Source organism: Arthrobacter psychrolactophilus (assembly GCF_003219795.1).
Classification (GTDB): Bacteria; Actinomycetota; Actinomycetes; order Actinomycetales; family Micrococcaceae; genus Specibacter; species Specibacter psychrolactophilus.
The window spans coordinates 88,822-112,213 of record NZ_QJVC01000002.1; the positions used below are offsets into that span (position 1 = coordinate 88,822).

Here is a 23,392-nt window from a genome sequence, read left to right on the forward strand (position 1 = left end):
TGAGGGGTCCGCCGTCGGGCTTAAATAAATTTGCCACAGCCCCCCGTTAATGCCACAGATATACCTGTGGCATTAACGGGGGGCTGTGGCAAAAGCGCAGCTGGCGCGCGGTGGTGCTTAGGCCAGGCGGGTCAGCCAGCCGTGCAGATCCTCGACCACACCGGTCTGGATGCCCACGAGCTGCTCGCGGATGGCGTTGGTGACCTCTCCGATGCCGTTCGCGGGCGAGGCGATGGTGCCCTCAGCCGTCTTGAGCTCGCCGATGGGGGTGATGACAGCCGCGGTACCGCAGGCGAAGACCTCGGTGATCTCCCCAGCGGCAACGCCTTCACGCCATTCGTCGATCGTGATCTTGCGTTCCTGGACCTTCAGCCCGCGATCTGCCGCGAGCTGCATGACCGAGGAGCGCGTGATGCCGTGCAGGATGTGGCCGTTAAGGGCGGGAGTGACCAGCGTTCCGTCCTTGAAGACGAAGAAGATATTCATGCCGCCGAGCTCTTCCACCGCATTGTCATTGTTCGGGTCAAGGAACAAGACCTGCTTGCAGCCATTGGCTTCGGCTTCCATCTGAGCCGCGAGCGATGCAGCGTAGTTGCCACCGCACTTGGCCTCGCCCGTTCCGCCTTCGCCGGCGCGGGCAAAGGTGGTGGTGAGCCAGATAGAGACGGGCTTGAGTTCGCCACCGAAGTAGTTTCCGGCGGGCGATGCGATGACACGGTAGGAGACCTCACGGGCCGGGCGGACACCGAGGAATGCCTCCGTGGCGATCATGAACGGGCGCAGGTACAGGGCGTCGCCGTCCTTGGAGGGAACCCAATCCTGATCGACAGATACGAGCTGGCGCAGCGATTCCAGGAAGGTCTCCACGGGCAGCTCGGGCAGTGCCAGGCGGCGTGCCGACGCGTTCAGGCGAGCGGCGTTAGCATCGGCGCGGAACGTCCAGATGGAACCGTCGGCGTGGCGGTAAGCTTTCATGCCTTCGAAGATTTCCTGGCCATAGTGCAGCACCGCGGCGGCCGGGTCCATGAGGATGGGGCCGTAGGGCTCGATGCGAGCGTTCTGCCAGCCACCTTCGCCATTGGCATCGACCTTGAAGTCCACGACAGCTGTGTGATCCGTGAAGTAGTCACCAAAGCCCGGGTTGGCCAAAATGGCATCCCGCTCGACCACGGACTTCGGGTTCTCATTTAGCTTCTGCGAAAAGCTCAGCTCATTGGCGATCTGGGTCATGCTTCCTCCACATTTGTATGCCCTGCTGAGTGTCGGAACGGCCGCGAAATTGATCGGCTCCGTTGCGCACTCATTATCAATACACTCAAGCCTACTCCCGCCGCCCCCGGCTCTTTCGCAGGGAGGGCGGGCCGCGCAGCTAGAGTGCGCTCTTTAGATGTGCGACGGCGTTAGAGCGCCGCCGCAATTGCGTCACCAATGGCGCTGGTGGGCCGAGGTGAGCTGGCATCGCGTGTGGCGATGTCGGCGGCGACGGCCGCCTCGATCTTGTCCGCAGCACCGTGGTGACCCAGGTGGTGCAGGAGCAGCGCCGCCGACAGGATAGCCGCCGTCGGATCTGCTTTTTGCTGGCCGGCAATGTCAGGTGCCGAGCCGTGAACCGGTTCGAACATGGACGGCGCGGTGCGGTCCATGTTGATGTTGCCCGATGCTGCCAAGCCGATGCCGCCGGTGACGGCTGCTGCCAGATCGGTCACGATGTCGCCAAAGAGGTTATCCGTGACAATGACATCGAAGCGTGCGGGGTCGGTGACCAGGAAAATCATGGCCGCATCGACGTGCAGGTAGTCAACGCTGACGTCCGGGAATTCTGCGGCCACGGCCTCGACCGTGCGCTTCCACAGGTGACCGGCGTACACCAATACATTGTGCTTGTGGACGTAAGTGAGCTTCTTGCGAGGACGCTCGTTGGCGCGGCGGAAACCGTCGCGCACCAGGCGCTCAACACCGAAGGCCGTGTTGACGGAAACCTCGGTGGCAACTTCCTGCGGGGTGCCCTTGCGCAGCACGCCACCGTTACCAACGTACGGACCTTCCGTGCCTTCGCGGACCACCACGAAGTCGATCTTGCCGGGATTCGCCAAGGGCGAGGGCACGCCGTCGTACAAGAAGGACGGACGCAGGTTGACGTAGTGGTCCAGGGCGAAGCGCAGCTTGAGGAGCATTTCGCGCTCGATCAAACCGGACGGGATGGAGGTGTCACCGGGGGCCGCGCCGACCGCGCCGAAGAGGATGGCGTCGTGACCGCGCAGGGCCTCGATCGTGGAGTCGGGCAGGGTCTCGCCGGTGGCCAGCCAGTGCTCGGCGCCGAGCTTGTAGTCTGTCAGCTGCAGCTCGAGGCCTTCGGCCGCTGACACCTTCTTCAGGACCTTGACGGCCTCCGCGGTAACCTCGGGGCCAATACCGTCGCCGGCAATGACAGCAATGTCCATGACGGCGGTGTCTACAACAGCTGTGGAATTCGATGCGTTCATGGATTCAGCCTAGCGAAACCATCCACATGATGGGCAAAGCATCCCACATAATGAGATCAACTCTTGCTAGACGCGTAGCTCTCTAGGGCTGCACGCCGACTCTCCTGCAGGTCCACGATGGGCTCGGGATAGTGCGGCAGCAAAAATTCAGGCACCCAGCGGTGCACGTACGCCCCCGAGGGATCGAATTTCTTGGCCTGAGTCAGCGGGTTAAAGATGCGGAAATACGGTGCGGCATCGGCGCCCGAACCTGCCACCCACTGCCAGTTCGCCGGATTTGAGGCCGCGTCGGCATCCACCAGTGTGTCCCAAAACCACTGCTCGCCGAGCCGCCAATCGAAGCCAAGATTTTTAATCAGGAAGCTGGCCGTGACCATACGGACCCGGTTGTGCATGGTGCCCGTATGCCAGAGCTCACGCTGCCCCGCATCCACCAACGGGATTCCAGTGGCCCCCTGCTGCCACGCGGACAGGTGTTCCTTCGCCTGCGGATCCTGGCCGGAGCTTCTCCACGGGAAGTTATCGAACTGCGGGCGCAGATTGGATGTGGCCAGATCTGGGTGATGGAACAGCTGGTGCCAGCAAAATTCTCGCCACCCGAGTTCCGAGGCAAAGACGGCAGGACCGGGCGATCCTGCGAGTTCATTACCGCGGCGCTTGTCGGCGAGCGCTGCCCACACCTGGAAAGGGCTGAGCTGACCCCACCGCAGATAGGGCGAGAGCCGGCTGGTGCCTGAGCGATCGGGCCGGTCCCGCGCTTCGGCATACTCCCCCACTGCTTCCTCGAGGAAGTCCTCCAGTAACTGTTGCCCGGCCGCAGCCGTGGGAGACCAGTTTTCGCGCAGCCCATTGGCCCAGTCAGGTGCAACGGGTAGGAGGGCCCAACTCTCCAGGATGTCGCTGTCGGGCACCATACCGGTGAATCCGCGTCCGGCAGTGGGAGCTTCCAGTGGGGCCCTGAAATCGTGGGCGGAGACCGTGCGCCAGAAGGGTGTAAAGACTTGGTAGGGATTCCCGGCCCCGGTGGTGACGGTCCAAGGCTCGTGGAGCAGGCTTGCTTGGAAGCTTTCTGCGTGGACACCACTTTCGAGCGCATGGGATTTCACGGCCGCATCAATGTCCCGCTCCGGTCCCCCGTAACGACGGTTCCAGTAGATGGTGTCGGCCGCGAGTTCGTTGATCAGTCCCGCTACAGCGTGCTCTCCGGGTCCACGACGCAGGATCAGCGGGATGCCCAGATTGTCCAACTCATTGCGTAGGTCTGTCAGGGCATGATGCAGCCACCATTTAGCTGCGCCACCCAGTGGGCGGATGCCCGGTGACACCTCATCCAGTACGTAGAGAGCCATGACTTCGCCCTCGGCCGTTGCAGCTGCCAGTGCTGGGTTGTCGGCCACACGTAGATCGTCGCGGAACCAGACTATGGAGGCGTTCATGAATGCCCTTTCAATGGAGCGAGTGAATCACGAGGAAGCGTGCGTCATGTCAGGGTTCGATGGAACTCAAGGAATTGCCTGCATAACTAGCCATATCAAGGTCATGGTCACGAGGAATCCGGTCAGGTAGTTAATCCACAAAAACCGTTTCCATCCTGCATTTGCCTGAGCTGAGGTGGTGTCGGTGATGCTCAAGAAGGGCGCCACGTTGGCCAGATATGGCAAGACCAATAGTCCCGCCAAGGGCACTGCCGTCCAGAGCATCAATATCCCGGCCAGCAGGTAGGCGCTAAACGCAATCCAGACCGTAGATCGAGCACCAAGAACTGTGGCGATCGACGCGATTCCTGCTTCTCGATCCGGGGCAATGTCCTGGACCGCACCAAAGGCATGGCTGGCCATACCCCACATGAAGAACGCCAGTATCACCGCCCACACCCCTACAGTAAAGTGCGCTTGCGCCAAGGCGAGCCCGTAGACCGCCGGTGATACGAAGTGGGTGCTGGAGGTCAGGGAATCTAGGAAAGGGCGCTCTTTGAAGCGCAGGCCTGGGGCACTGTAAGCGACAACCGCAAACAAGGACATCGCCAAAACGGCATTCGCAACAACACCACCCTGCGTCGCCAGCACCAATGCGAAGGGGACCACGGAGATTCCCGAGGCCCAGAGGACAAATCGGTGATGCCTGCGATCTAGGATTGCTCCTTCTACTCCCCCTTTGCGGGCATTGAGTAGGTCTGATTCGTAGTCGAACACATCGTTGATGCCGTACATCAACAGGTTGTAGGGGATGAGGAAGAAAATTGTTCCCACCACAAAGACCCAGTCAACTGTTCCAGAGGCTAGGAAATATGCCGCCGCGAAGGGAAAAGCCGTATTGACCCAGGAAATTGGTCGGGACGTTATGAACAGATTTTTCACGGGGCCTCTCTTCGGGTGAATAGCATCCAAAGCCCACTCAGCAGCAGTGCTCCTCCGATGGGATAGGCAAAGTCCTCGATCGGGGCAAGCCCGATTCTCAGACCGTTAAGAGTCTGCCCGCCGTAGTCGAAAAGTCCAGAAGCAATCATGACGTTATCGAAGATCACTGTCAGCACCACGAGAACCAGGATCGAGATCGTTACAGCTACCCCGACCAGGTATCTTCTTTTGCTGCGCCACAGGGCGATGGCAAAGATCAGGGCCGCGATGGCCAGGAAAATGGCGTTGAGCTCGGCGAAATTCACGGCTGCCACCTTGCTGTCTTTCGTCCACGTCTGCGGTTTTGTCGCAGGAAGCGATCCACAGCCGTGAAGAGAATCATGGTTTGGTAGCACAAGAACAAGAGGAAGAAGCCCTCTTCCAAGGGAAGCTGTGGTCCCAGCATGACCCCGGTCATGAGCGGGGAGTCCCTGTGCAGGAAGATGCCAGCGTGGATGGCCGCGACGTCCCAGATCAAGAAGAATGCCACACCGAAAACTAGCACCGACGCCGCCGCCAGCGGCCGGGCAAAGAGGAAAAGTTTCCACCGCGCATCGAGCAGAACCATGCAGCCAAGCAATAGCAACAGAATCGTCAGATAGATCATGGCGCGGCCACCGAAGAGCTGCGGTTGGTGGGGCCTTTGCGCCCGCTGGGTGATTCAGGTTCCGGCAGGGGCCCGGGGCTTGTGTCGCCGCGGACCAATTTCAGCACGATCTCGGCACTGATCAGGCACATGGGCACGCCAATGCCGGGCCGGACCGAACTTCCGGCATAGTAGAGCCCGGCCACTTTCGAGTTTGAATTACCCGAACGCAGGAATGCGCTCTGGGGCAGCGTGTGCGCCATGCCTAAAGCGCTCCCCTGCCACGCGTTAAAGTTCTCCTGAAAATCGGCCGGTCCAAAGCTGCGACGCACCGTGATGCGTTCGGCAAGGTCTGGGGTATTGGTCCAGGCCGCCACCTGGGCGATGGCCGCGTCGGCGACCTTTTCCACCTGAGGTGATCCTGCGCCGTCGTACCCTCCCTTGCCCCACTGTGTCAGGGCCGGTGCGGGAACCAGAATGAAGAGGTTCTCACTGCCTTGAGGTGCCACAGTGGAATCCGTGGCACTGGGCTTGCAAACATACAAGGACGTGGTGCTATCCAGCGTCCGGCCATGGGTAATCCGGGCGAAGTTGTCCTGCCAATCCTCGGTGAATAAGAGATTGTGGTGGTCCAAGTCAGGCAGTGCGCCCTTGATACCCAAGCAGACCAGGACCGCGCTAATGCCAGGATCCGCTTTCTCCCACGTCTTGGCACCGTGCATGCGCAACCGTTCGGGGAGCAGCGCCGTCTCAACATGGTGCAGATCGGCAGCACCCACTACTAGGCTGGCAGCGGTGGTGTGTCGCTCGCCGTTGCTGTCGCACCATGCCACACCCTCGCAGCGATCCCCCGTGGCCGAAGATTCCGTCAGGATCTGGGTGGCCGTGGCGCCGGTGACAATGTCAACACCGGCTCGCAGCGCCACGCGTTCCATGGCATCGACGACGGCGGCGAACCCTCCTTGCGGATACAAGACCCCGTCCTGCAGGTCCAGATGACTCATGAGATGGTACATCGAAGGCGCCTTGTAGGGACTGGTGCCGAGGAAAACGGCCGGGTAACCCAGGATCTTTTGCTGCAGCGGATGCTTGAAACGGGCCGCCACGAAACTGTGCAGATTCCGGGCCAAAAGGGTGGCCAATCGCGGGGCATGCCGGAGGACAGCGGGGTGGAGCAGACCACGCAGGCTACCAAAGGGGTCATAAAGAAAGTGCCCCTTCGCGAGGTCGTACGCCAACTTCGCTGAATCTAGGTACCGGCTCAGTTGCTGTCCAGACCCTTTTTCCAGCGACTCAAAGAGGGCCAGGGCCTGACGCCGTCCGGTACGGACCTCGGTGGCCTGATGAGCTGTGTCATTTCCCCACAACGTGTACGCAGGGTTCAGGGGCGTGAGTGTCAGTTCTGCTGCGGCACTGGTTCCCATGAGTTTGAACCAGTGGTCGATCACCTCTGGCATGAGGTACCAGCTGGGTCCCGTGTCGAAAGTGAAGCCGTCTTGTTCCCACCGGCCTGCGCGGCCACCAACATGCGACTGCTGCTCCAAGATGGTGACGGCGTGACCCTCTTGAGCCAGCAACGCAGCCGTGGCAAGTCCAGAGATTCCCCCACCGATGACAACGCACGATTGCCGCATGGGCAAGTCCTTACCAGAGCCCTTTTTCCGTTTGAATCTTTGGAACATTGTATTGCCCGTGCCTAACTTTTGACTCATGGGGACACCTCACTCGGGAGAGAGCTGCCTCTAGAACCGGCCGGCACTCCGGTGAAGACTCTCAAGGCGATGAAGGCCTTGTGCCAGCCGGCAACTCTCACCCGTCCCTGCACCAGTTCTTGTGCAGGGACGCGTTCGATCTTTTCAACGAGTGCGAGAAACAAATCGTGGGCAAGCCGCACCGCGCGTCGAGCGGCCGGGGCCAGAAAAACCATCCCCGCCCGAGCCGCCGACAGGTCGCGGCGAATGTCATCGAGAAGTTCCCGTTTGTGCGTATCGTTGAAGGCGGCAGGGTCAAGCCCCGGGAAGTAAAAGCGTCCAAGGTCGGCGCTATCGGCACCGAGATCCCGAAGGAAGTTCACCTTTTGAAAGGCCGCGCCCAGGCTGCGCGCAGAATGGGCCAGTTCCTCATCGTGGCCAGCCTTGGTGCCTTTCATACCCTTGAATACTTGCAGGCACATCAGCCCCACCACCTCTGCTGAGCCATAAATGTACTGAGTCAGGGTTTCCGGTGAATGCAAGGTTTTGTGCACGTCCGTGCGCATCGACTCAAAAAATGGTGTGGTCAGCTGCGTGTCAATCCCGGTTGCGCGGGCGGTCAGGGCAAAGGCATGGACCACCATGTTGGTGCTATATCCATATTTCAGGCCGCGCTCCGTCTCCTGTTCCAAATTGTCGAGCTGCCAGCAGACTGCGTCTGCGTCGAGACCGGCAGCAGCTGCCGCCCCATCAACCACCTCATCAGCGACCCGGACCAGGGCATAAATATTCTCGATGTGCCGACGTTCTTCGGCCCCCAGAGTCCAGCAGGCAAGCCCGAATGAGGTTGAGTAGCTCCCTATGACGACGCCTGCGCTTCTGGTGGCAGTGTCAGAGTAGTGGCCCAGCGGGTCCATTCCCATGCTCAGCTCCTCCTCGTGAGTACGTACTCGCAAATGTTCGACAGTTCGGCATACAGTGCTGCTGGCAGGGCCAGTTCCTGTGCCTTGTCCAGAGCATCGGCAACAAGTGATTGGGCCAGACCTAGGGCAAACTTTTCGGCTCCCAGCTGGCGCAGAACTTCCCTGATGGCGCTTGCATCCACCCGTCCGTCGCGAAAGGATTCCAGGACAGCGGTGAATTCCTCGGCCTCAGCGGCAAAGGTTGTCAAAATGGTCCGTTTGCCTTCTCGCAGGTCGGAATCGGTGGATTTTCCAGTCTCAGCTGCGTCACCGAACGTGCCCAAAACGTCATCGATGATCTGGTAAGCAATGCCGATGTCACGCCCCACGGCCGCCAGCGCATCAGCCGTCCCCAACGTTTGCCCGGCCAACAGCGCCCCAGCGCGAAGCGGCATCTCAAAGGAGTACACCGCCGTTTTTAGCCGCTCCATCGTCAGGACCTCGGACAACGGGAGGTTTGAGTCTCCGAGTGAGAACAACAAGTCATCGAGTTCACCGGCCGCCGCCGAAAAAATTGCCTCGTGCATGGTTTCCAGTATCGTGACGCTGTGGGGATGGCCCATTGCTGCCGACGTGGCCAGACGGAGAGCCCCGGTTAACAGCAGATCGCCGGCAATGATGGCCGCGGAGAATCCGGCGTGATCGGCATCGGCAAGATTTTGTCCCCGGCTTGCAGCCAGATCGCGGTATTCGGCACCAATCGTGGCAGCACCCCTGCGAATGAAATCCCTGTCAATGACGTCATCGTGCACCAACAAGGCCGCGTGAAGGATCTCGAAGGCAGCCGCCATCTCGCTACACGCCCTCGTGTCACTTCCGTCAAAAGCCGAGTAGGTGACATACACCAATCGCGGCCGCATCCACTTGCCACCATTGGTGGTTTTAGCCATCTTGGTCCATAGATCACTAAACGCCGCCGAATAGTTTCGCGCGCGTTGCTCTTGGCCCCGAAAATAATCATCGAGGGTTAGCTGAACCTGGTCCTGTAGTGCCTCCCACCCCGTGACGTCCACGCGGTTCAAGGTGCCATTCCCGGAAAATTCGGACTCGTGGTCACCGTCCCCACGGTTGTTCTCAAACAGGGAATCCGTTCGAAGAGAGTTGTGGCTTTGCTGGGTTGACGTCATCGCATCTCACCTTTCACCGTTGCTGGTTGCCGTTGAGCCTCCCGGCCCAGGACTGGAGTTCTCAAGTGCGGCAATGCGGTTTTTAATGGACCCGACCACAGCACCGAGGAAATCGACAATCACTGCCTGATCGGCGTGGTCATAGTTGCGCACCTTTTCATCTACCTCCAAAATCATCGGCATGAGCTTTTCCATGGCATCACGGACAGACTTCTCACTCGGGCTGATGAGCCAACGCCGCCTATCCGTTGGATGAGGGGCACGCTCAACATGACCTTTGAGCACTAAGCGGTCAATGACGGTTGTGGTCGCGGCAGGTGTCAGATGCAATAAGTGCGCCAATTCACCAGGCGACATGGAGGGTTGCTTCATCAGGTGCTGCATGGCCTGAAAATCAGTTTCATTGATATCCATCTCGCGGCGCATGATGAATTCCATGGCTTCGTTGAGCACCAGAATCTGTCGCACGAGAACAGAGGCCTGGTGCATCTCACCCCTACCGGGGGCTTGGTGACGCTCGCTCATACAACTCTCCATTTGTTGATAATCAGAAAATCTAATTACATAATGGAGGAAGAAATAAAATTTGTCGAGCGGAAGGGTGAGATCATGACCAAGATTGCCGTCGCAGGAGCCACCGGATACATTGGCGGTCGGCTCATACCGTTGCTGCTGGAGGCGGGACATGAGGTTTCCGTCTTGAGTCGTCACCGCGACAAACTTCGAGATGTTCCGTGGAGCGAGCAAGTCACCATCATCGAAGGTTCGATGGAGGATGCTCAGACAGCGCATGAGCTGTGCTCCGGCGCCGAGGTTGTGTTCTACCTGATCCATTCCATGTCTGGAGGATCGCAGGCGGAGACCGATTTCGAGAAAGTTGAACGCCTCTGTGCCCGCAACCTCGCTCAAGCTGCACGCGATGCCGGAGTTCAGCGCCTGGTGTATCTATCCGGTCTTCATCCAGAGGGTCAACTCAGCCGCCATTTGGCCTCACGTACTGAGGTCGGTGAGATTCTCATGGCTTCCGGAACCCCCACAGTGGTGCTGCAAGCGGGCCTAGTGATTGGCTCCGGTTCCGCCAGTTTTGAAATGATCCGGCATCTCACCGATGTTCTTCCCGTGATGCCCGCACCTAAATGGGTCATGAACAAGATTCAGCCCATCGCTATTAGGGACGCTTTGCACTACCTTGTCGGTAGCATTTCACTTCCATCGCAGCTCAATCGAACCTTCGATATTGGCGGCCCCGAGATTCTGCGCTATGCCGATATGATGCGCAGCTATGCCGAAGAGGCGGGATTTCGGCGCCCAACGATCATCCCACTGCCTGTATTGACCCCGTGGCTTGCGGCCCAATGGGTCAATCTGGTCACACCCGTTCCCAGAAGTTTGGCAGTTCCGCTGGTCGAATCGTTGCAACATTCATGTGTGGTCGGAGAAAAGGATATTGCCTCCTACATTCCTGATCCCGTCGAGGGGCTAACGAGCTACAGGCGTGCTGTGGCTCTAGCCCTGAAAAAGATCGAGGCTGACGCGGTTGAAACCACGTGGGCAGCCGCCCACGCGCTGAGCGCACCGGCCGAACCGCTGCCTAGCGACCCGGATTGGGCCGGATTCACCGTCTTCACGGATGAACGCCGCAAAACCACTGATATTCCCGCCAGCCAGGTATGGGATGTCATTGAAGGAATTGGAGGCCAGAACGGCTATTACTCATTGCCATTCGCCTGGAGCGTGCGTGGCTGGATGGATAAGCTCGCTGGCGGAGCTGGATTGGCCCGGGGACGGCGCAGCCTCAATCGGCTCCAGCTCAATGACACCGTTGACTGGTGGCGAGTGGAATCTCTAGAGCGCGGCCAGCTGCTCCGCCTTCGGGCCGAAATGATAGTGCCTGGAAGGGCTTGGCTGGAATTTGAGGTGCTTCCTCGGGAGACCGAAGCGGGAAGCGTGTTTCGCCAACGGGCTATCTTTTTCCCGCGTGGGCTCTGGGGACGTTTGTACTGGTTGGCGGTTCTGCCGTTTCACGGGATTATTTTCAAAAGTATGGCTACCCGGATCACGGCAGCTGCCAGCCGTCGCAAGTAGTTACCGGAGTCTAGGACTGCTCCGGCACCACAAATCTCCACCCTGGGCCTGAGGCTTGCGAGCGCTGCGCCGCATAAGGTTGAGGGTGTGATCATGCATTCCATTTACGACTGGTTCCGCCGGCACCGCTTTGCCGTGGACTTTGTCCTGATGTCGGTGCTGTGGCTGACCATGCTGCCCTTGAGCATTATTGATGGCGGCTATGCCGATAGCCTCTCCAGCTACGTGTATTCGGGCGTCTTTGCCACCGCCCTCATCGCTCCCCTAGCGTGGCGGCGGACGCGGACCGTGTTGGCGGGCCTCATCATTGCCTCGGTCTGTATCTTGCAGTGGTCCTTGCACGTTCAACCCATGGCCGCGAATATTGCGGTTCCCTTAGTTGTCTACGCCTTGGCAGCCTTTGGGCCGCGCTGGGCCAGTCTCGGCGGACTGTTCCTGGCTCTCATTGGCGCCATCATGCTGGTCACCCGCTACTTCATCGGCTTTGCCAACATGTCCCTGGCCGATTTGCCCGCGGGTACGGCCACGGTGCTGATGGTCTGGGTTCTGATCATGTTCAGCTGGACGGCAGGGGATCTGACCCGCACTAAGCGCTTGCGTGAGCAGGCCCTCGCCGACCGTGCCCACCGCCTGGAGATTGAGGCGCAGCATGAGCGTGATCTGGCGGCTAGTGACGAGCGTGCCCACATTGCCCGCGAGATGCATGACATCGTGGCCCACTCCCTGTCCGTCATCATTACCCAGGCCGACGGCGCCCGCTATGCTGCCGTGGCCAACCCGGCTATCGCTCCAGAGACGCTGGCGACCATCGCAGCCACCGGCAGGACGTCCCTGCAGGAGATGCGACGACTCCTGGGCGTCTTGCGCGGAGACGATGAGGCCTCGACGCGGCCGCTCCCAGGACTTGGGGATCTCGATGAGCTCTTACTCGGTATTCGCGCGGCCGGGCTCCCTGTGGAGTACACCTCGACCGGGGAAGCCCGGCGTGCCTTACCCGCTGGAGCCGAGCTGACGGCCTACCGCACCATCCAAGAGGGCCTGACCAATGTCATGAAACATGCCGGCCCCAAGGCACAGGCCACAGTCGCTCTCATCTGGAACTCCCGGGGACTGACCATCACCGTTCAGGACGACGGCCGAGGCGCCGCAGCCTCGCCACCGACCACCTCCCCCGGCACGGCCGAGTCCTCAAGCGGCGGCAACGGCCTGCGCGGAATGGGTGAACGCATCAAACTTTATGACGGCACCCTATCCTTCGGTCCTGTGACCGGCGGCGGCTTCAGCATCACAGCATTCATCCCCTACACGGAGAACTAACACCCATGACATCTTCCTCCCCGATTCGGGTCGCCCTCGTGGACGATCAGCAGCTGGTCCGCTCAGGCCTGGGCATGCTGATCAACTCCCAACCCGATCTCAACGTTGTCCTCCAGGCAGGCAACGGCATCGAGGCCCTCGCCGGGCTGTCCGCCACCGCGGCCGATGTCATCCTCATGGATGTGCGCATGCCCGGTATGGACGGTCTGGAGACCACGCGCAAGCTCATGGAGCGGACCAAGATGGCCCCCGCAGGTTCCTGGTTGGCGGACCTGAAGATCGTGGTGCTGACAACCTTTGATCTGGACGAATACGCGCTGGCCGCAATTCAGGCCGGGGCTAGTGGCTTCCTCCTCAAGGATGCCCCGCCGGAGGAACTGCTCGGCGCTATTAGGACTGTGTTTGCCGGCGACGCCGTGATCGCACCTTCCACGACACGACGCCTCTTGGATCATGTGGCACCCATGCTCTCGGCGCCCAGCCCCGCCAACGACGTCAACGCGGCGGCCGTCGCCAGCCTCACGGGACGCGAGCACGAGGTGTTTGTGCTCATCGCCAATGGGCTCTCCAACCCGGAGATTGCCCGGCAGCTCTTTGTGTCCGAAGCTACCGTCAAGACGCATGTGGGCCATATCCTGGCCAAACTCAATGCCCGGGACCGGGTTCAGGTGGTTGTTATTGCCTACGAGACCGGCATCGTCACTCCCCGCTAACAACGCGGCATCACTTTATGGCGGGTTTTTCAACAACGCCGCATCACCAAACGGCCCCACCCACCTCGGTGAGGTGGGTGGGGCCGTGAGTCACGCCGTCGTACTTTGATATGAGGAAACGAGCCAGGCGAGGCTAGCCCTTCACGGCTCCTGCCGTCAGCCCCTGGACGATGAACTTGCTGGCGAAGGCAAAGATCACGAGCGTGGGGACAACGGTCAAGACGGCCGCGGCGGACATGGAGCCCCAGTCGATGTTGAAGCTGGAGATGAAGCCGGCGAGCGCCGTGGGGATGGTCTTGTTCTCGTCGCTGTTCATCAACGTCACCGACAGGAACAGCTCGTTCCAACAGTTGACGAAGTTGAAGATGAAGCTGGCGGCGATGCCGGGCATCATGACGGGGACCAGCACCCGAAAGAGCGCCGACAGTCGGGAGCAGCCGTCGATCATGGCCGCCTCCTCCAGTGCGTCCGGGACATTTTCGAAGAAGCCGCGCAGCATGATGGTGCAGAACGGGATGCAGACGGCGATGTAGATCAAGATCAGGCCGGTCTTGGAGTCGACCAGATCGAAGTTGGTCATCATCATGTAGAGCGGGCCCAGGGCGATGAAGCCGGGGATCATCTGAGTGAGCAGGAACGCACCCAAGACCGCGCCGCGGCCGGAGAACTGGAAGCGCGCCAAAACGTAGGCCGAGAGCAGCGAAATCAGGGTAGCTACCGTGGCGGCAACTGTTGCCACCAGGAGGCTGTTGATCATGTACTGGCCGAAGTCGCTCTTGGTGAACAGGCCAATGTAGTTCTCGAAGGAGATTTCCTTGGGCCAGTAATCCAGCGGCAGGGAGTAGATGGTGCCCGGCGCCTTCAGGGAGGTGATGACGATCCAGTAGAGCGGGAAGACCGTCACGATGAGGCAGATGCTCAGGAAGATGATCTTGCTGGTCCGGCTGAGAACGGATTCCTTGTTGATCATCGATTCTCCTTTCGGGGACGAACTGCCATGAGGTAGAACGCGGCAAACAGCATCAAGGTAAAGACCACGATCAAACCCAGTGCCGAGGCCTGGCCATAGTCGCCCTTTTGGGTAATTTTGATCATGTAGGTGGTGATGATGTGGGTTTGATCGGCCGGACCACCGCCGGTCATGGCCCAGATGATGTCCGGGAAGTTGAAGATCCAGATAATGCGCAGCAGGATGGTCAGCCCCAGGGTCACGGAGATGGCCGGGAGCGTGATGCTGAAGAAGGTGCGAATCTTGCCGGCACCGTCGATCGCGGCGGCCTCATACATCTCATCCGAGACCGATTGCAGCGCGGCCAGGATCATGATGGCAAAGAATGTCACGCCGTACCAAATGTTGGCGATGATGATGGCCGTCATGGCAAAGCCGGGTTCGGCCAGCCACGGGACGGGGCTGTGGATGATGCCGACCTTCATGAGGAGGTCATTGACCACACCAAATTCGGCATTGAACATCCACCGGAACAACATGCCGATCAGGAAGCCAGAGACAGCCCAGGGGAAGAAAATAAAGGCCTGGTAGGCGCCGCGGAACTTGAACTTCCGCTTCAGGAACAAGGCCAGGGCAAAACCAATGACGACCTGTGGCACGAGCGATCCCACGACCCACACGATCGTGTTCCGAACAATGGTGCCAAATTCCGGGTTCTCGAACAGGGTGCGGAAGTTTCCCCACCCAACCCATGAGGTGTCCGAGAGGTCATTGAGGTTCCAGTTGCGGAACGCCATCTGGCTTCCCGAGATCATGGGATAGTACGTAAAGATCCCCACGAAGATCGCTGCCGGAGCCATGAAGGCCAGCATGGTCAGGGCGGTTTTGGAGTTGAACCGCTTCTTCCTGGTGTAGGAGGTCTGCGGTGGTGCGCCGGCGGAACTACGCCCGCGCACCACTTCCTGCTCAGCATTGAGTGCCACGAGTGACTATCCCGCCATCTTTTCGGTCCAGAACTTATCCCAGCTGGCCAGCAGATCCTTGGTGGTCATCTTGCCGGTGATGACGCGCTGCAGTTCGCCGTCGGACTTGGCAATCCATTCGGTCCACCACGAGACGGTGCGGGGCTGAACGGCGGAGATGTAAGTTTCCGGCTGTTCGTTCATCTTGACGTAGGCGGCCCACGGGCCCTCACTGTAGAACGGATCCTTGGCGGCCGACTTCAGAATCGGGACGAGGGAGTTTTCCTTGGTGAACGTGGTGGCAGGCTCACCCTGAGAGAGGTACTTGACGAGCTTGATGGCCTCGGGCTTGGCCGTGCTGGCCTGGGCAATGCCCCAGCCTGCGGTTCCCACCGGCTGAATAGCCTTACCCGTGGGGCCTACGAGCAGCGGGGCAACGCTCCACTGATCTTCCTTAATCGAGGTGGATTCCTTGATCGTGGCGATAACCTCGGGGTCCTGCAACAAGAACGAGGTGGAACCGTTGCTGAAGCCCTGCACCATTTCCGGGTAGCCCCAGGCAACGGACGACGGCGGCGATCCCTTCTTGAACAGCTCGAGGTAGTCATCCATGGCCGTCTGGGCCTCGGGCGCCGAGAAGATGGTCTTGCCGTCCTTGAGCAGGAAGGCATTTTCCACATCGACCTGATCGGCTGTGTAAGCCTCGATGATGGCGACAGCGTTGGAGTTGGCATTAGTGCCGCCACGGAAGGCGTAACCAAACTTGTTGGCATCTGGCTGGTTGAGCTTTTCGGACTGCTCCAGCAGATCCGTCCAGCTGGCGGGCGGGCCGGAGAACCCTGCGTCCTTCACCAGATCTGTGCGGTAAAACAGGGACAGCCCGTAGAAGCCGTACGGGATGAAGTAGGTCTTGTCCCCCTGCTTGGAGTACTTGACGGCGTTATCGGTCAGGTCCGCCCAACCGTTCCAGTCCTTCAGATCGGCACTCATGTCATAGAGCCAGTTGTTGGCGCCGAAGGAACCAATCGTGATGTCGCGGGCCTCCACGACATCCACACCCTTGCCCGATTGCAGCATCTGCTGGATCTTTTGATCCGCCGAATCGGTGGGCGGGGAAATCAAGTCAACCTTGATGTTCGGGTTTTCTTTTTCAAAGCCTGCCAGAAGCGTCTTCAAGGTTTCGGTACGCGTGGGGTTGGTCAGGGATTCCACCATTTTCAAGGTGACCTTGCCGTCGGCAGCGTCCTTGCTGCCGCCGCCACAACCGGAAAGTGCCAGAACCGCGGCCACGCCCAGGGCGGTGATAGCCGTTAACTTCTTTTTCATGGGAAACCTTTCATAGTGTGCAATAGCGATGAGTTGTAGCGCCGCGGCGCATTGTTCAGGTGGTGGCCAGCCGGAAAAGCTCTGGAACGGCCCGTTCGGCAAAGTCTTCAAAGTCTTTCGCGGTGTTGTACACATGGCTTGAGAGCCGCACATAGCCGACCCCGCCAAAGGTGGTAATGGCCGTCTCGATGTCCAGGTTGTCCGAAATCCAGGCCCGCACCGCATGAGAACCCTCGTGTGTTGTTGCCAAACCTGCGGGAAGCCGGACTAGACGCAACTGCCCGACAGGCATTCCGACGTCGACCGCGGCATTGTCTCCCGTCACCGCGGACAGCGCCTCGGCGATGATGGACTGCCCATAATCGGCCAGGGCCGTGGAGTAACGTCGCACCGCATCCCAGCCGTAGTGGTTCTCGATCGTGTCGAAGGAGGTCTTGGCGGCCATCCACGAGGTGATGTCCTGCGTGCCGACGTGATCAAAACTCTCGGGGAACTCGTGCGGGAAACCCCAGGAATCGATCAAGGGGTGCAGGTAGCTGCGCAGCGGACCACGCGCCACGAGGGCCGCCGTGCCACGCGGAGCGCAGGCGAACTTGTGCAGATTACCCACCCAAAAACCCTCAAAATCAGGCACCGCGACGGCCTCGGCACCCGGAGCATGCGCGCCGTCCACCAAGACCGGAACACCGAGCTCCTTCGCCGCGCGCGCAATCTCCACCACAGGGAAGCGCCGGGCCGTGGCGGAGGTGACCTGGTCCAGCACGATCAACGCCGTGCGCTCGGTGACCTGGGCCATGACGAGCTCGCAGGCCAGTTCCGCGTCTGCCTCAAGCGGTACGACGGCGACCCGCACCTCGCCGCCACATTCGCGCGCCACACGGCGGGCCCCTTCCAGGACGGCACCGTAAGCATGGTCCGTCGTGACGATCTCGGCGCCCCGGGCGAACGGCAGGGAGTTGTACACGACGCTGACGCCGGCACTGGCGTTGCTAACTAGGGCCATGTCATTGGGATCCACCTGCAAGAAGGCCGCCACCTCGGCACGCGTTCCGGCCAGGGCGGCAGCCTGCCCCATGAACCAGGTGCAAGGGTTGGCGTCCATGGCGGTTTTCAGTTCCAGCTGATGAGCCTGCGCGGCGCGGGGCACGGCACCGTAGGAACCGTGGTTGAGATGAATCTTCTCCGGAGTGAGGGTCCAGTCCGAGATGGCCGGCTGAGTTGTCGGTGTCAGCAAGGCGGCGGGAGCGGTGATGAGAGAGGAGGCCACGGCGTACTTTCTGTGGGCGAGCACTGGTGATTGATCAGTAAGCTATCTCACAATTAAAACGAAGACAATAGCTGAAACACAATATTCATCAGATGACTTGTGAAAAGTTATGGAAGTTTCCGGGTTGTTGCGGAAATATTGCAAGAATAGATCGGAGGACTTCTTCAACACGTATGATGAATTTGTTGTTGAGTGCGTTGCGACCGCAACGCCGGGACAGCCACACACACCACCACGGCATGCAAGGAGTGGCAATGAGCGCAGTGGAAACCGCTATGCAAGGCTTACGTGCCAAGATTGCCTCCGGCGAACTGGCACCCGGGCAGAAATGCCCACCGGAAGGCGAACTGGCCGCCCAGCTGGGTGTCTCGCGCAGCTCACTCCGTGAGGCCATCCGGGCACTATCTGCCTTGGGCGTCATGGAGGCCCGCCACGGCTCCGGGACCTATGTGTCCTCCCTGGAACCAGCCGAGATCCTCAAGGGCTTCGCGCTGCTCGTGGATATCTTCCCGTTCGACAGCGTTCTGGAGCTCTTTGAGATCCGCCGCGCCCTGGAATCCCATGCCGCCGCCGCAGCCGCAGCACGCAGCACCCCCGAACTACTGGCCGAGCTCGATGAGCTCGTCGCCAAGATGGAGGCCACGGAAAACTCGGCCGACATCTCCGACCTCGACGCCCGCTTCCACGAGGCCATCTGCGAGGCCGGCGGCAATGCCACCCTGACCGGGCTCATGACGCTCTTCCGTTCACGCGGGCGCCACTTCAACATCTTTGACAGCGCCGAGGGAGCCAAGGTGCGCGAGGTCAGCAACAAGGGCCACCGCGACATTCTCGAGGCCATCCACCGGCGGGATCCGGCCTCGGCGGCGACGGCCACGGCCGCGCACGTGGCGCAATCAGAGTTTTGGCTCAAGAAATTCCGGCCGGCGCCGCAGCTGGAAGGCTAGCGCCACTAGGGAAACAGCCGATAGAAGCGGAACACGGAAAACTCCTCTATAGGCAGTCGCTCCACTCGAGAGAAGCCCGCGTCCAGGGCATAGCGTTCAAGCGTTGACTGCCGCATGAGTGTTCCCGTTCCCACTGACCCGGAGGTGGCCAGGCTATCCGGTAGGCAGATCAGCAGGCTATAGGCGTACATGAGCCGCTCAACCTCGTCGCCAGGGGGATCAAAGGCGTCGGCGACGGCCTCGTCCATGACCACCACCACGCCGTCGGGCTTGACCATGGTATGCATGGACGCCAGAACCCGAACGGGGAACGGCATGTCGTGCAGGGCCTCAAAGATGAAGACGGCGTCGGCGCTGTCCGGTTCTTGCCAACCGGCGGCATCGGCGTGCAGAAATTCCACCCGATCGGATAAGTGACGCTCACTGGCATGCTCCCGCGCGCGCAGAATCGAGGGCTCATCGATGTCAATGCCGACGACGCTCGCCTGCGGGTACGCTGTGGCCAACGCCAGAGTTGACCAGCCATATCCGGCACCGAGATCGAGAATCCTGGAACCTGACTTCGACAGCGTGGCATGGACGTCTCCGACACCGGCGAGCGCCGCGGCCAGCCGTGTTTCATACCAGGCCTTGTTTCCCCGCGCCTGCGAGTCCCGAGCGCCATCACCCACGACAGCCCAGGGCACTCCCCCACCGAATCTGTACGCCCGCATCAGCTCGGGAAAGTTTGCGATCCCGGCCAGGAACATGCGCACCATGGGTGCAAGATTCTCCAGCGAGTCCTCATCCACGAGCGTCGCCTCGGCACCCGGCGGCAGGCTGAAACGAAAACCACCGTTCTCCATCTGCCACGATGCGTTCAAGAGCCCGGAGACGGCCTGCTGTTCCAGCCACTCCCGCGCATACCGTGGATCCGTTCCGGTGCGCTGGGCCAGGGCCTCAGGGGTGAGTCCCTCACCGCCCGCTGCGGCCAGCGCCCGATACCAGCCCAGCTTGTCGCCCATGGCGATGCTGACCAGGTCCGCAAACCCCGTTGCAGCGGCCATGACCCTGTCCGAAAACACCCGCCCACCACCGGCCGATTCATGCTCCGACGTGCCCATTCCTTCATTGTCCTCCGGTGCGGCCGGGAACGGAATGATTGGATGCCCTCCCGCCTCGATGACCCCGGCGGGACCGGGCTCCACCCTAGGTAGGAGGGTTCGTCGTCGTGCCTCCCCAACATATCCACCCATGCTCCGATCCGTGGCCGGCCGGGCGAAATTAGGCTTGAAGCCATGACCATCACAACAGAGAACATTCAGCGCACCATGGCGGTTCAGGCCCGCGGATTGCGCAAGACCTACGGCAAGGGCGATACCGAGGTGGCCGCACTCAAGGGTGTGGACCTGGACTTCCCGGCCGGGCAATTTACCGCCATCATGGGTCCCTCGGGCTCGGGAAAATCGACGCTCATGCACTGCCTCGCCGGCCTCGACTCCGTCACCGCGGGCACCATCCACTTAGGCGACACCGAGCTGACCGGGCTCAACGACAAGGCGCTGACGCAGCTGCGCCGGGACCGGATCGGCTTCGTGTTCCAGGCGTTCAACCTGGTCCCGACCCTGACCGCGGAAGCCAACATCACCCTGCCCGTGGCCCTCGCTGGCGGCACCGTGGATCAGGAATGGTTCACCTTCGTCACGACCACGCTGGGGCTGCGCGATCGCCTCCAGCACAAGCCCCACGAGCTCTCCGGCGGTCAGCAGCAGCGCGTGGCCGTGGCGCGCGCCCTGCTCACCCGTCCCGATGTCATCTTCGGCGATGAGCCCACCGGTAACCTCGACTCCCGCTCCGGCGCCGAGGTCCTAGGCATGCTGCGCCGCTCCTCGCGCGAGATGGGCCAGAGCATCATCATGGTCACGCACGATCCCGTGGCCGCTTCCTACGCCGACCGCGTGGTCCTCATGAACGACGGCGCCCTCGTCGGCCAACTGGAAAACCCCACCGCCGATTCGGTGCTCGCCGCGCTGGCATCTTTGGGGGCCTAACCATGTTGCAGGTAGCCCTGAGTCAGCTCAAGACTCACTCCAGACGCTTCATCGCCATCACCCTCGCGGTGCTGCTCGCCGTCGCCTTCCTCTCCGCGACCCTCATGGTCAACGCCTCCACGGCGGCCTCCCTCAAAGCCAGCATCGGCCAGGCCTACTCCAAGGGCGATCTCGTCGCCTCCTCCCCCTATGATTCCCCCTTGACGACGGCGGACGCCGCCGCCGTGGCTAACTCGCCTGTTGTTGCGCAGTCTTATGCGCAGCGCACCCCGTTTGTGCAAGCCACGGTCGATAACGCCACCGTTCCTGCCACTTTCCGCAATCTGCCCGATTCCCCGTCGCTGGAAGCCGTTGCCCTGAACTCCGGCGCGTGGCCCAGCAACGATCAGGAAGTCACCGTCGATGCCACCACGGCAGAACGGCGTTCCTTGAGCGTGGGCAGCGAGGCCACCCTGACCGGCCCGCCGATCGACTCCGAATCCGGCACCTCCCCGGGGGCCGAGCAAACCGTGACGATCTCCGGCATCACCGCCACGTCCTCTGATCCCATCACCTCGGGCCTGGCGCAATTCGTGGGCACGGCAGCGGCCGTCGACGCCTTCAGTTCCCCCGAGAAGGGGATCAACACCATCTCGGTCATCCTCAAGGACGGGGTCACCATCGCCGACGCAAAGGCTGCCCTGGCCACCGCCGTCAATCAGCCCGTTGCGGAGATTTTGACTGCCGATGAGAAGACCACCCAAATGGTCTCGAGCTTCACAGGCGGACAAGATCAGCTGACCATCGTACTGCTCGCCTTTGCCGGTGTGGCGCTCCTCGTGGCCGCTCTAGTTGTCTCCAATACCTTCTCGGTGCTGGTGGCCCAACGTACCCGGGAGCTGGCCCTGCTGCGCTGCATCGGCGCCAGCCGGTCTCAGGTCCGCAGTTCCGTCATTGTCGAGGCCTTGATCGTGGGCTTCTTCGCCTCCGTTCTTGGTGTCTTGGCTGCGACAGGAACTATGGCGTTGATATTAACCCTACTGAGCCACAATCCCGACTTTGCCTTTGCCACCTTGGCGGTTCCGCCGTCGGCCATTATTGCCGGGATGATTGTCGGTACCTTGCTGACCGTGCTCGCCTCGCTGGTGCCGGCACGGGCCGCCACGGCCGTCGCACCACTGGCAGCGCTGCGACCGGCGGATGACGCCTCGGTCCACAATGCCGGTGGCCGCCTCCGCTTGATCATCGGCGTGACACTGCTTCTCGCCGGTGGCGCAGGACTCGTGTACGGGGGTATTTCCGCGAACCTGCTGATCGCGCTACCGGCCGGCGCTGCCTCCTTCGTTGGCTTCCTCATGGCCGCGACGCTGTTTGTGCCCAAGCTAGTCTCGCTGGCCGGCACGATTGCCCGACCGGCGGGTGTGCCGGGAAAAATGGCGGCCGCGAATGCTGTGCGCAATCCACGCCGCACTACCGCGACGGCGTCCGCGCTGCTCATTGGCGTCACGCTCGTGACCATGATGATGACCGGGGCTGCCACTGCGCGGAACGCTTTCGATTCCGAACTTGATGGCACCTACCCCGTGGATATGACGGCGCAAACTCCCTTGGGTACGGCCGGCATTTCAGAGGCTCAGCTGGCCGCGGCTCGGGCACTGCCCGGCGTGGCGCACATTGCTCGCCTGGAACTGGTGGGTCAGGTGACTGCCGGCGAGTTCACGCTTGAAGCCTATGGAATTTCAGATGCCGATGCCGCCGCCGTGCTGAAGAACCCGGCCAACCGTCCCACCCGCACCTCTGTCGTCCTGCCCAAGGGTATCAAAGCCAGTGGGGCGACCTTGGCCTCCGGCACGCACACCACCAACCTGACAGCCTCGCCTGCCACGAACAACGGCATGACGGCGCTGGTCTCCTCGGATGCCTTCCCGCCGCTGGCGGCCAATGACCCACTGCGACAGACGTCCACTGCCCCGCTGTGGATCTCCGTTGATCCTGCGCTGAAGGCGGATCAACTCATGGACCTGAGGACTGAGCTGTCTACAACGCTGGGCATCAGCGAAGACTCCATCTCCGGCTCGGTCATGGAGAAGGTCACGTTCAACCAGGTCATCGACATGCTGCTGCTGGTGGTGACCGGGCTGCTGGCCGTGGCAGTCTTCATCGCCTTGATTGGTGTGGCCAACACGCTCTCCCTCTCGGTACTGGAGCGCACTCGCGAGAACTCGTTGCTGCGGGCTCTTGGCCTGACGCGCGGACAGCTGCGTGGCATGCTGGCGATCGAAGCCGTGTTGATCGCCGGCGTCGCCGCCATCATCGGCTCGGTTCTTGGCGTGGCCTATGGCTGGGCCGGGGCGCAATCGGCGCTGGGCAATTTTGCGGACATCACCGCCGTGATCCCGTGGGGACAGGTTCTGGCCGTGGTGGCCGTCGCTGCGGTAGCCGGACTCCTGGCCTCCGTGGTTCCGGCGCACCGTGCAGCGAAGCTCTCCCCCGTTGCGGGCCTCGCGATGGACTAGTTCCCTCTCCTGCTGAAAAGGGACGGTGTTTGCGTCAAAGGACGGTGGTCTACCAC

The 23,392-nt window shown here is 61.1% G+C and carries 21 protein-coding genes; 6 read left to right on the plus strand and 15 right to left on the minus strand.

What is annotated here, in order from left to right:
• Positions 1–117 precede the first annotated feature (117 nt).
• The 10 genes from CVS30_RS02770 to CVS30_RS02815 all read right to left on the minus strand — a co-directional run bounded on the left by CVS30_RS02770 (position 118) and on the right by CVS30_RS02815 (position 9,770).
• Positions 118–1,230 (minus strand): branched-chain amino acid aminotransferase, encoded by a 1,113-nt coding sequence (locus CVS30_RS02770; RefSeq protein WP_110483796.1) that lies wholly within the window; start codon positions 1,228–1,230, stop codon positions 118–120.
• A 170-nt stretch (positions 1,231–1,400) separates the two neighbouring features.
• On the minus strand, positions 1,401–2,483 hold the full coding sequence (locus tag CVS30_RS02775) for a 3-isopropylmalate dehydrogenase (RefSeq protein ID WP_110483797.1): 1,083 nt from the start codon (positions 2,481–2,483) through the stop codon (positions 1,401–1,403).
• A 56-nt stretch (positions 2,484–2,539) separates the two neighbouring features.
• The gene (locus CVS30_RS02780) at positions 2,540–3,919 is read right to left on the minus strand and encodes a cryptochrome/photolyase family protein (RefSeq protein WP_110483798.1); all 1,380 of its coding nucleotides are present in this window, start codon (positions 3,917–3,919) and stop codon (positions 2,540–2,542) included.
• 66 nt (positions 3,920–3,985) lie between these two features.
• Positions 3,986–4,840, minus strand: coding sequence for a prenyltransferase (locus CVS30_RS02785; protein ID WP_245934398.1), 855 nt, complete (start codon positions 4,838–4,840; stop codon positions 3,986–3,988).
• Positions 4,837–5,145: a lycopene cyclase domain-containing protein gene (locus CVS30_RS02790; protein ID WP_110484102.1), complete on the minus strand. Its 309-nt coding sequence runs from the start codon at positions 5,143–5,145 to the stop codon at positions 4,837–4,839. The genes CVS30_RS02785 and CVS30_RS02790 overlap by 4 nt, the downstream gene beginning before the upstream one ends.
• A complete protein-coding gene (locus CVS30_RS02795) occupies positions 5,142–5,486 on the minus strand; it encodes a lycopene cyclase domain-containing protein (RefSeq protein ID WP_110483799.1) in 345 nt (114 codons plus the stop codon). Before CVS30_RS02795 ends, CVS30_RS02790 begins: the two co-directional genes overlap by 4 nt.
• A complete protein-coding gene (gene crtI / locus CVS30_RS02800; RefSeq protein WP_110483800.1) occupies positions 5,483–7,099 on the minus strand; it encodes a phytoene desaturase family protein in 1,617 nt (538 codons plus the stop codon). The genes CVS30_RS02795 and crtI overlap by 4 nt, the downstream gene beginning before the upstream one ends.
• A gap of 74 nt (positions 7,100–7,173) precedes the next feature.
• Positions 7,174–8,079: a phytoene/squalene synthase family protein gene (locus CVS30_RS02805; RefSeq protein WP_245934399.1), complete on the minus strand. Its 906-nt coding sequence runs from the start codon at positions 8,077–8,079 to the stop codon at positions 7,174–7,176.
• A 2-nt stretch (positions 8,080–8,081) separates the two neighbouring features.
• Positions 8,082–9,245 carry a polyprenyl synthetase family protein gene (locus tag CVS30_RS02810; protein WP_110483801.1) on the minus strand — a complete coding sequence of 388 codons (1,164 nt, stop codon included), beginning with the start codon at positions 9,243–9,245 and terminating at the stop codon, positions 8,082–8,084.
• A gap of 6 nt (positions 9,246–9,251) precedes the next feature.
• On the minus strand, positions 9,252–9,770 hold the full coding sequence (locus CVS30_RS02815) for a MarR family winged helix-turn-helix transcriptional regulator (RefSeq protein WP_220033853.1): 519 nt from the start codon (positions 9,768–9,770) through the stop codon (positions 9,252–9,254).
• 84 nt (positions 9,771–9,854) lie between these two features.
• On the opposite strand from CVS30_RS02815, the gene CVS30_RS02820 reads away from it, so the two are divergent.
• From CVS30_RS02820 to CVS30_RS02830, 3 genes are all read left to right on the plus strand, one after another.
• Positions 9,855–11,330: an SDR family oxidoreductase gene (locus CVS30_RS02820; protein ID WP_110484105.1), complete on the plus strand. Its 1,476-nt coding sequence runs from the start codon at positions 9,855–9,857 to the stop codon at positions 11,328–11,330.
• Between the two features lie 93 nt (positions 11,331–11,423).
• On the plus strand, positions 11,424–12,647 hold the full coding sequence (locus CVS30_RS02825; protein WP_110484106.1) for a sensor histidine kinase: 1,224 nt from the start codon (positions 11,424–11,426) through the stop codon (positions 12,645–12,647).
• A gap of 5 nt (positions 12,648–12,652) precedes the next feature.
• A complete protein-coding gene (locus CVS30_RS02830) occupies positions 12,653–13,360 on the plus strand; it encodes a response regulator (protein ID WP_110483802.1) in 708 nt (235 codons plus the stop codon).
• Between the two features lie 133 nt (positions 13,361–13,493).
• Here the strand turns inward: CVS30_RS02830 and CVS30_RS02835 are convergent, their stop codons facing one another.
• From CVS30_RS02835 to CVS30_RS02850, 4 genes are read right to left on the minus strand one after another with little or no spacing between them, the layout of a single operon-like run.
• Positions 13,494–14,330, minus strand: coding sequence for a carbohydrate ABC transporter permease (locus CVS30_RS02835; protein WP_110483803.1), 837 nt, complete (start codon positions 14,328–14,330; stop codon positions 13,494–13,496).
• On the minus strand, positions 14,327–15,292 hold the full coding sequence (locus tag CVS30_RS02840; protein ID WP_245934400.1) for a carbohydrate ABC transporter permease: 966 nt from the start codon (positions 15,290–15,292) through the stop codon (positions 14,327–14,329). The genes CVS30_RS02835 and CVS30_RS02840 overlap by 4 nt, the downstream gene beginning before the upstream one ends.
• Before the next feature lie 6 nt (positions 15,293–15,298).
• Complete coding sequence (locus CVS30_RS02845; protein WP_110483804.1) at positions 15,299–16,597, minus strand: ABC transporter substrate-binding protein; 1,299 nt, start codon at positions 16,595–16,597, stop codon at positions 15,299–15,301.
• 55 nt (positions 16,598–16,652) lie between these two features.
• Positions 16,653–17,864 carry an aminotransferase class V-fold PLP-dependent enzyme gene (locus tag CVS30_RS02850; RefSeq protein ID WP_245934401.1) on the minus strand — a complete coding sequence of 404 codons (1,212 nt, stop codon included), beginning with the start codon at positions 17,862–17,864 and terminating at the stop codon, positions 16,653–16,655.
• A 254-nt stretch (positions 17,865–18,118) separates the two neighbouring features.
• Between CVS30_RS02850 and CVS30_RS02855 the strand changes: the two genes are divergently transcribed.
• Complete coding sequence (locus tag CVS30_RS02855; protein ID WP_110483805.1) at positions 18,119–18,811, plus strand: FadR/GntR family transcriptional regulator; 693 nt, start codon at positions 18,119–18,121, stop codon at positions 18,809–18,811.
• 5 nt (positions 18,812–18,816) lie between these two features.
• Here the strand turns inward: CVS30_RS02855 and CVS30_RS02860 are convergent, their stop codons facing one another.
• On the minus strand, positions 18,817–20,046 hold the full coding sequence (locus CVS30_RS02860; RefSeq protein ID WP_245934402.1) for a class I SAM-dependent methyltransferase: 1,230 nt from the start codon (positions 20,044–20,046) through the stop codon (positions 18,817–18,819).
• A 42-nt stretch (positions 20,047–20,088) separates the two neighbouring features.
• Here CVS30_RS02860 and CVS30_RS02865 point away from each other — a divergent pair, with 42 nt between their 5' ends.
• On the plus strand, positions 20,089–20,841 hold the full coding sequence (locus tag CVS30_RS02865) for an ABC transporter ATP-binding protein (RefSeq protein ID WP_110483807.1): 753 nt from the start codon (positions 20,089–20,091) through the stop codon (positions 20,839–20,841).
• 2 nt (positions 20,842–20,843) lie between these two features.
• Positions 20,844–23,336 (plus strand): ABC transporter permease, encoded by a 2,493-nt coding sequence (locus CVS30_RS02870; protein WP_110483808.1) that lies wholly within the window; start codon positions 20,844–20,846, stop codon positions 23,334–23,336.
• The last annotated feature ends 56 nt before the right edge of the window (positions 23,337–23,392 follow it).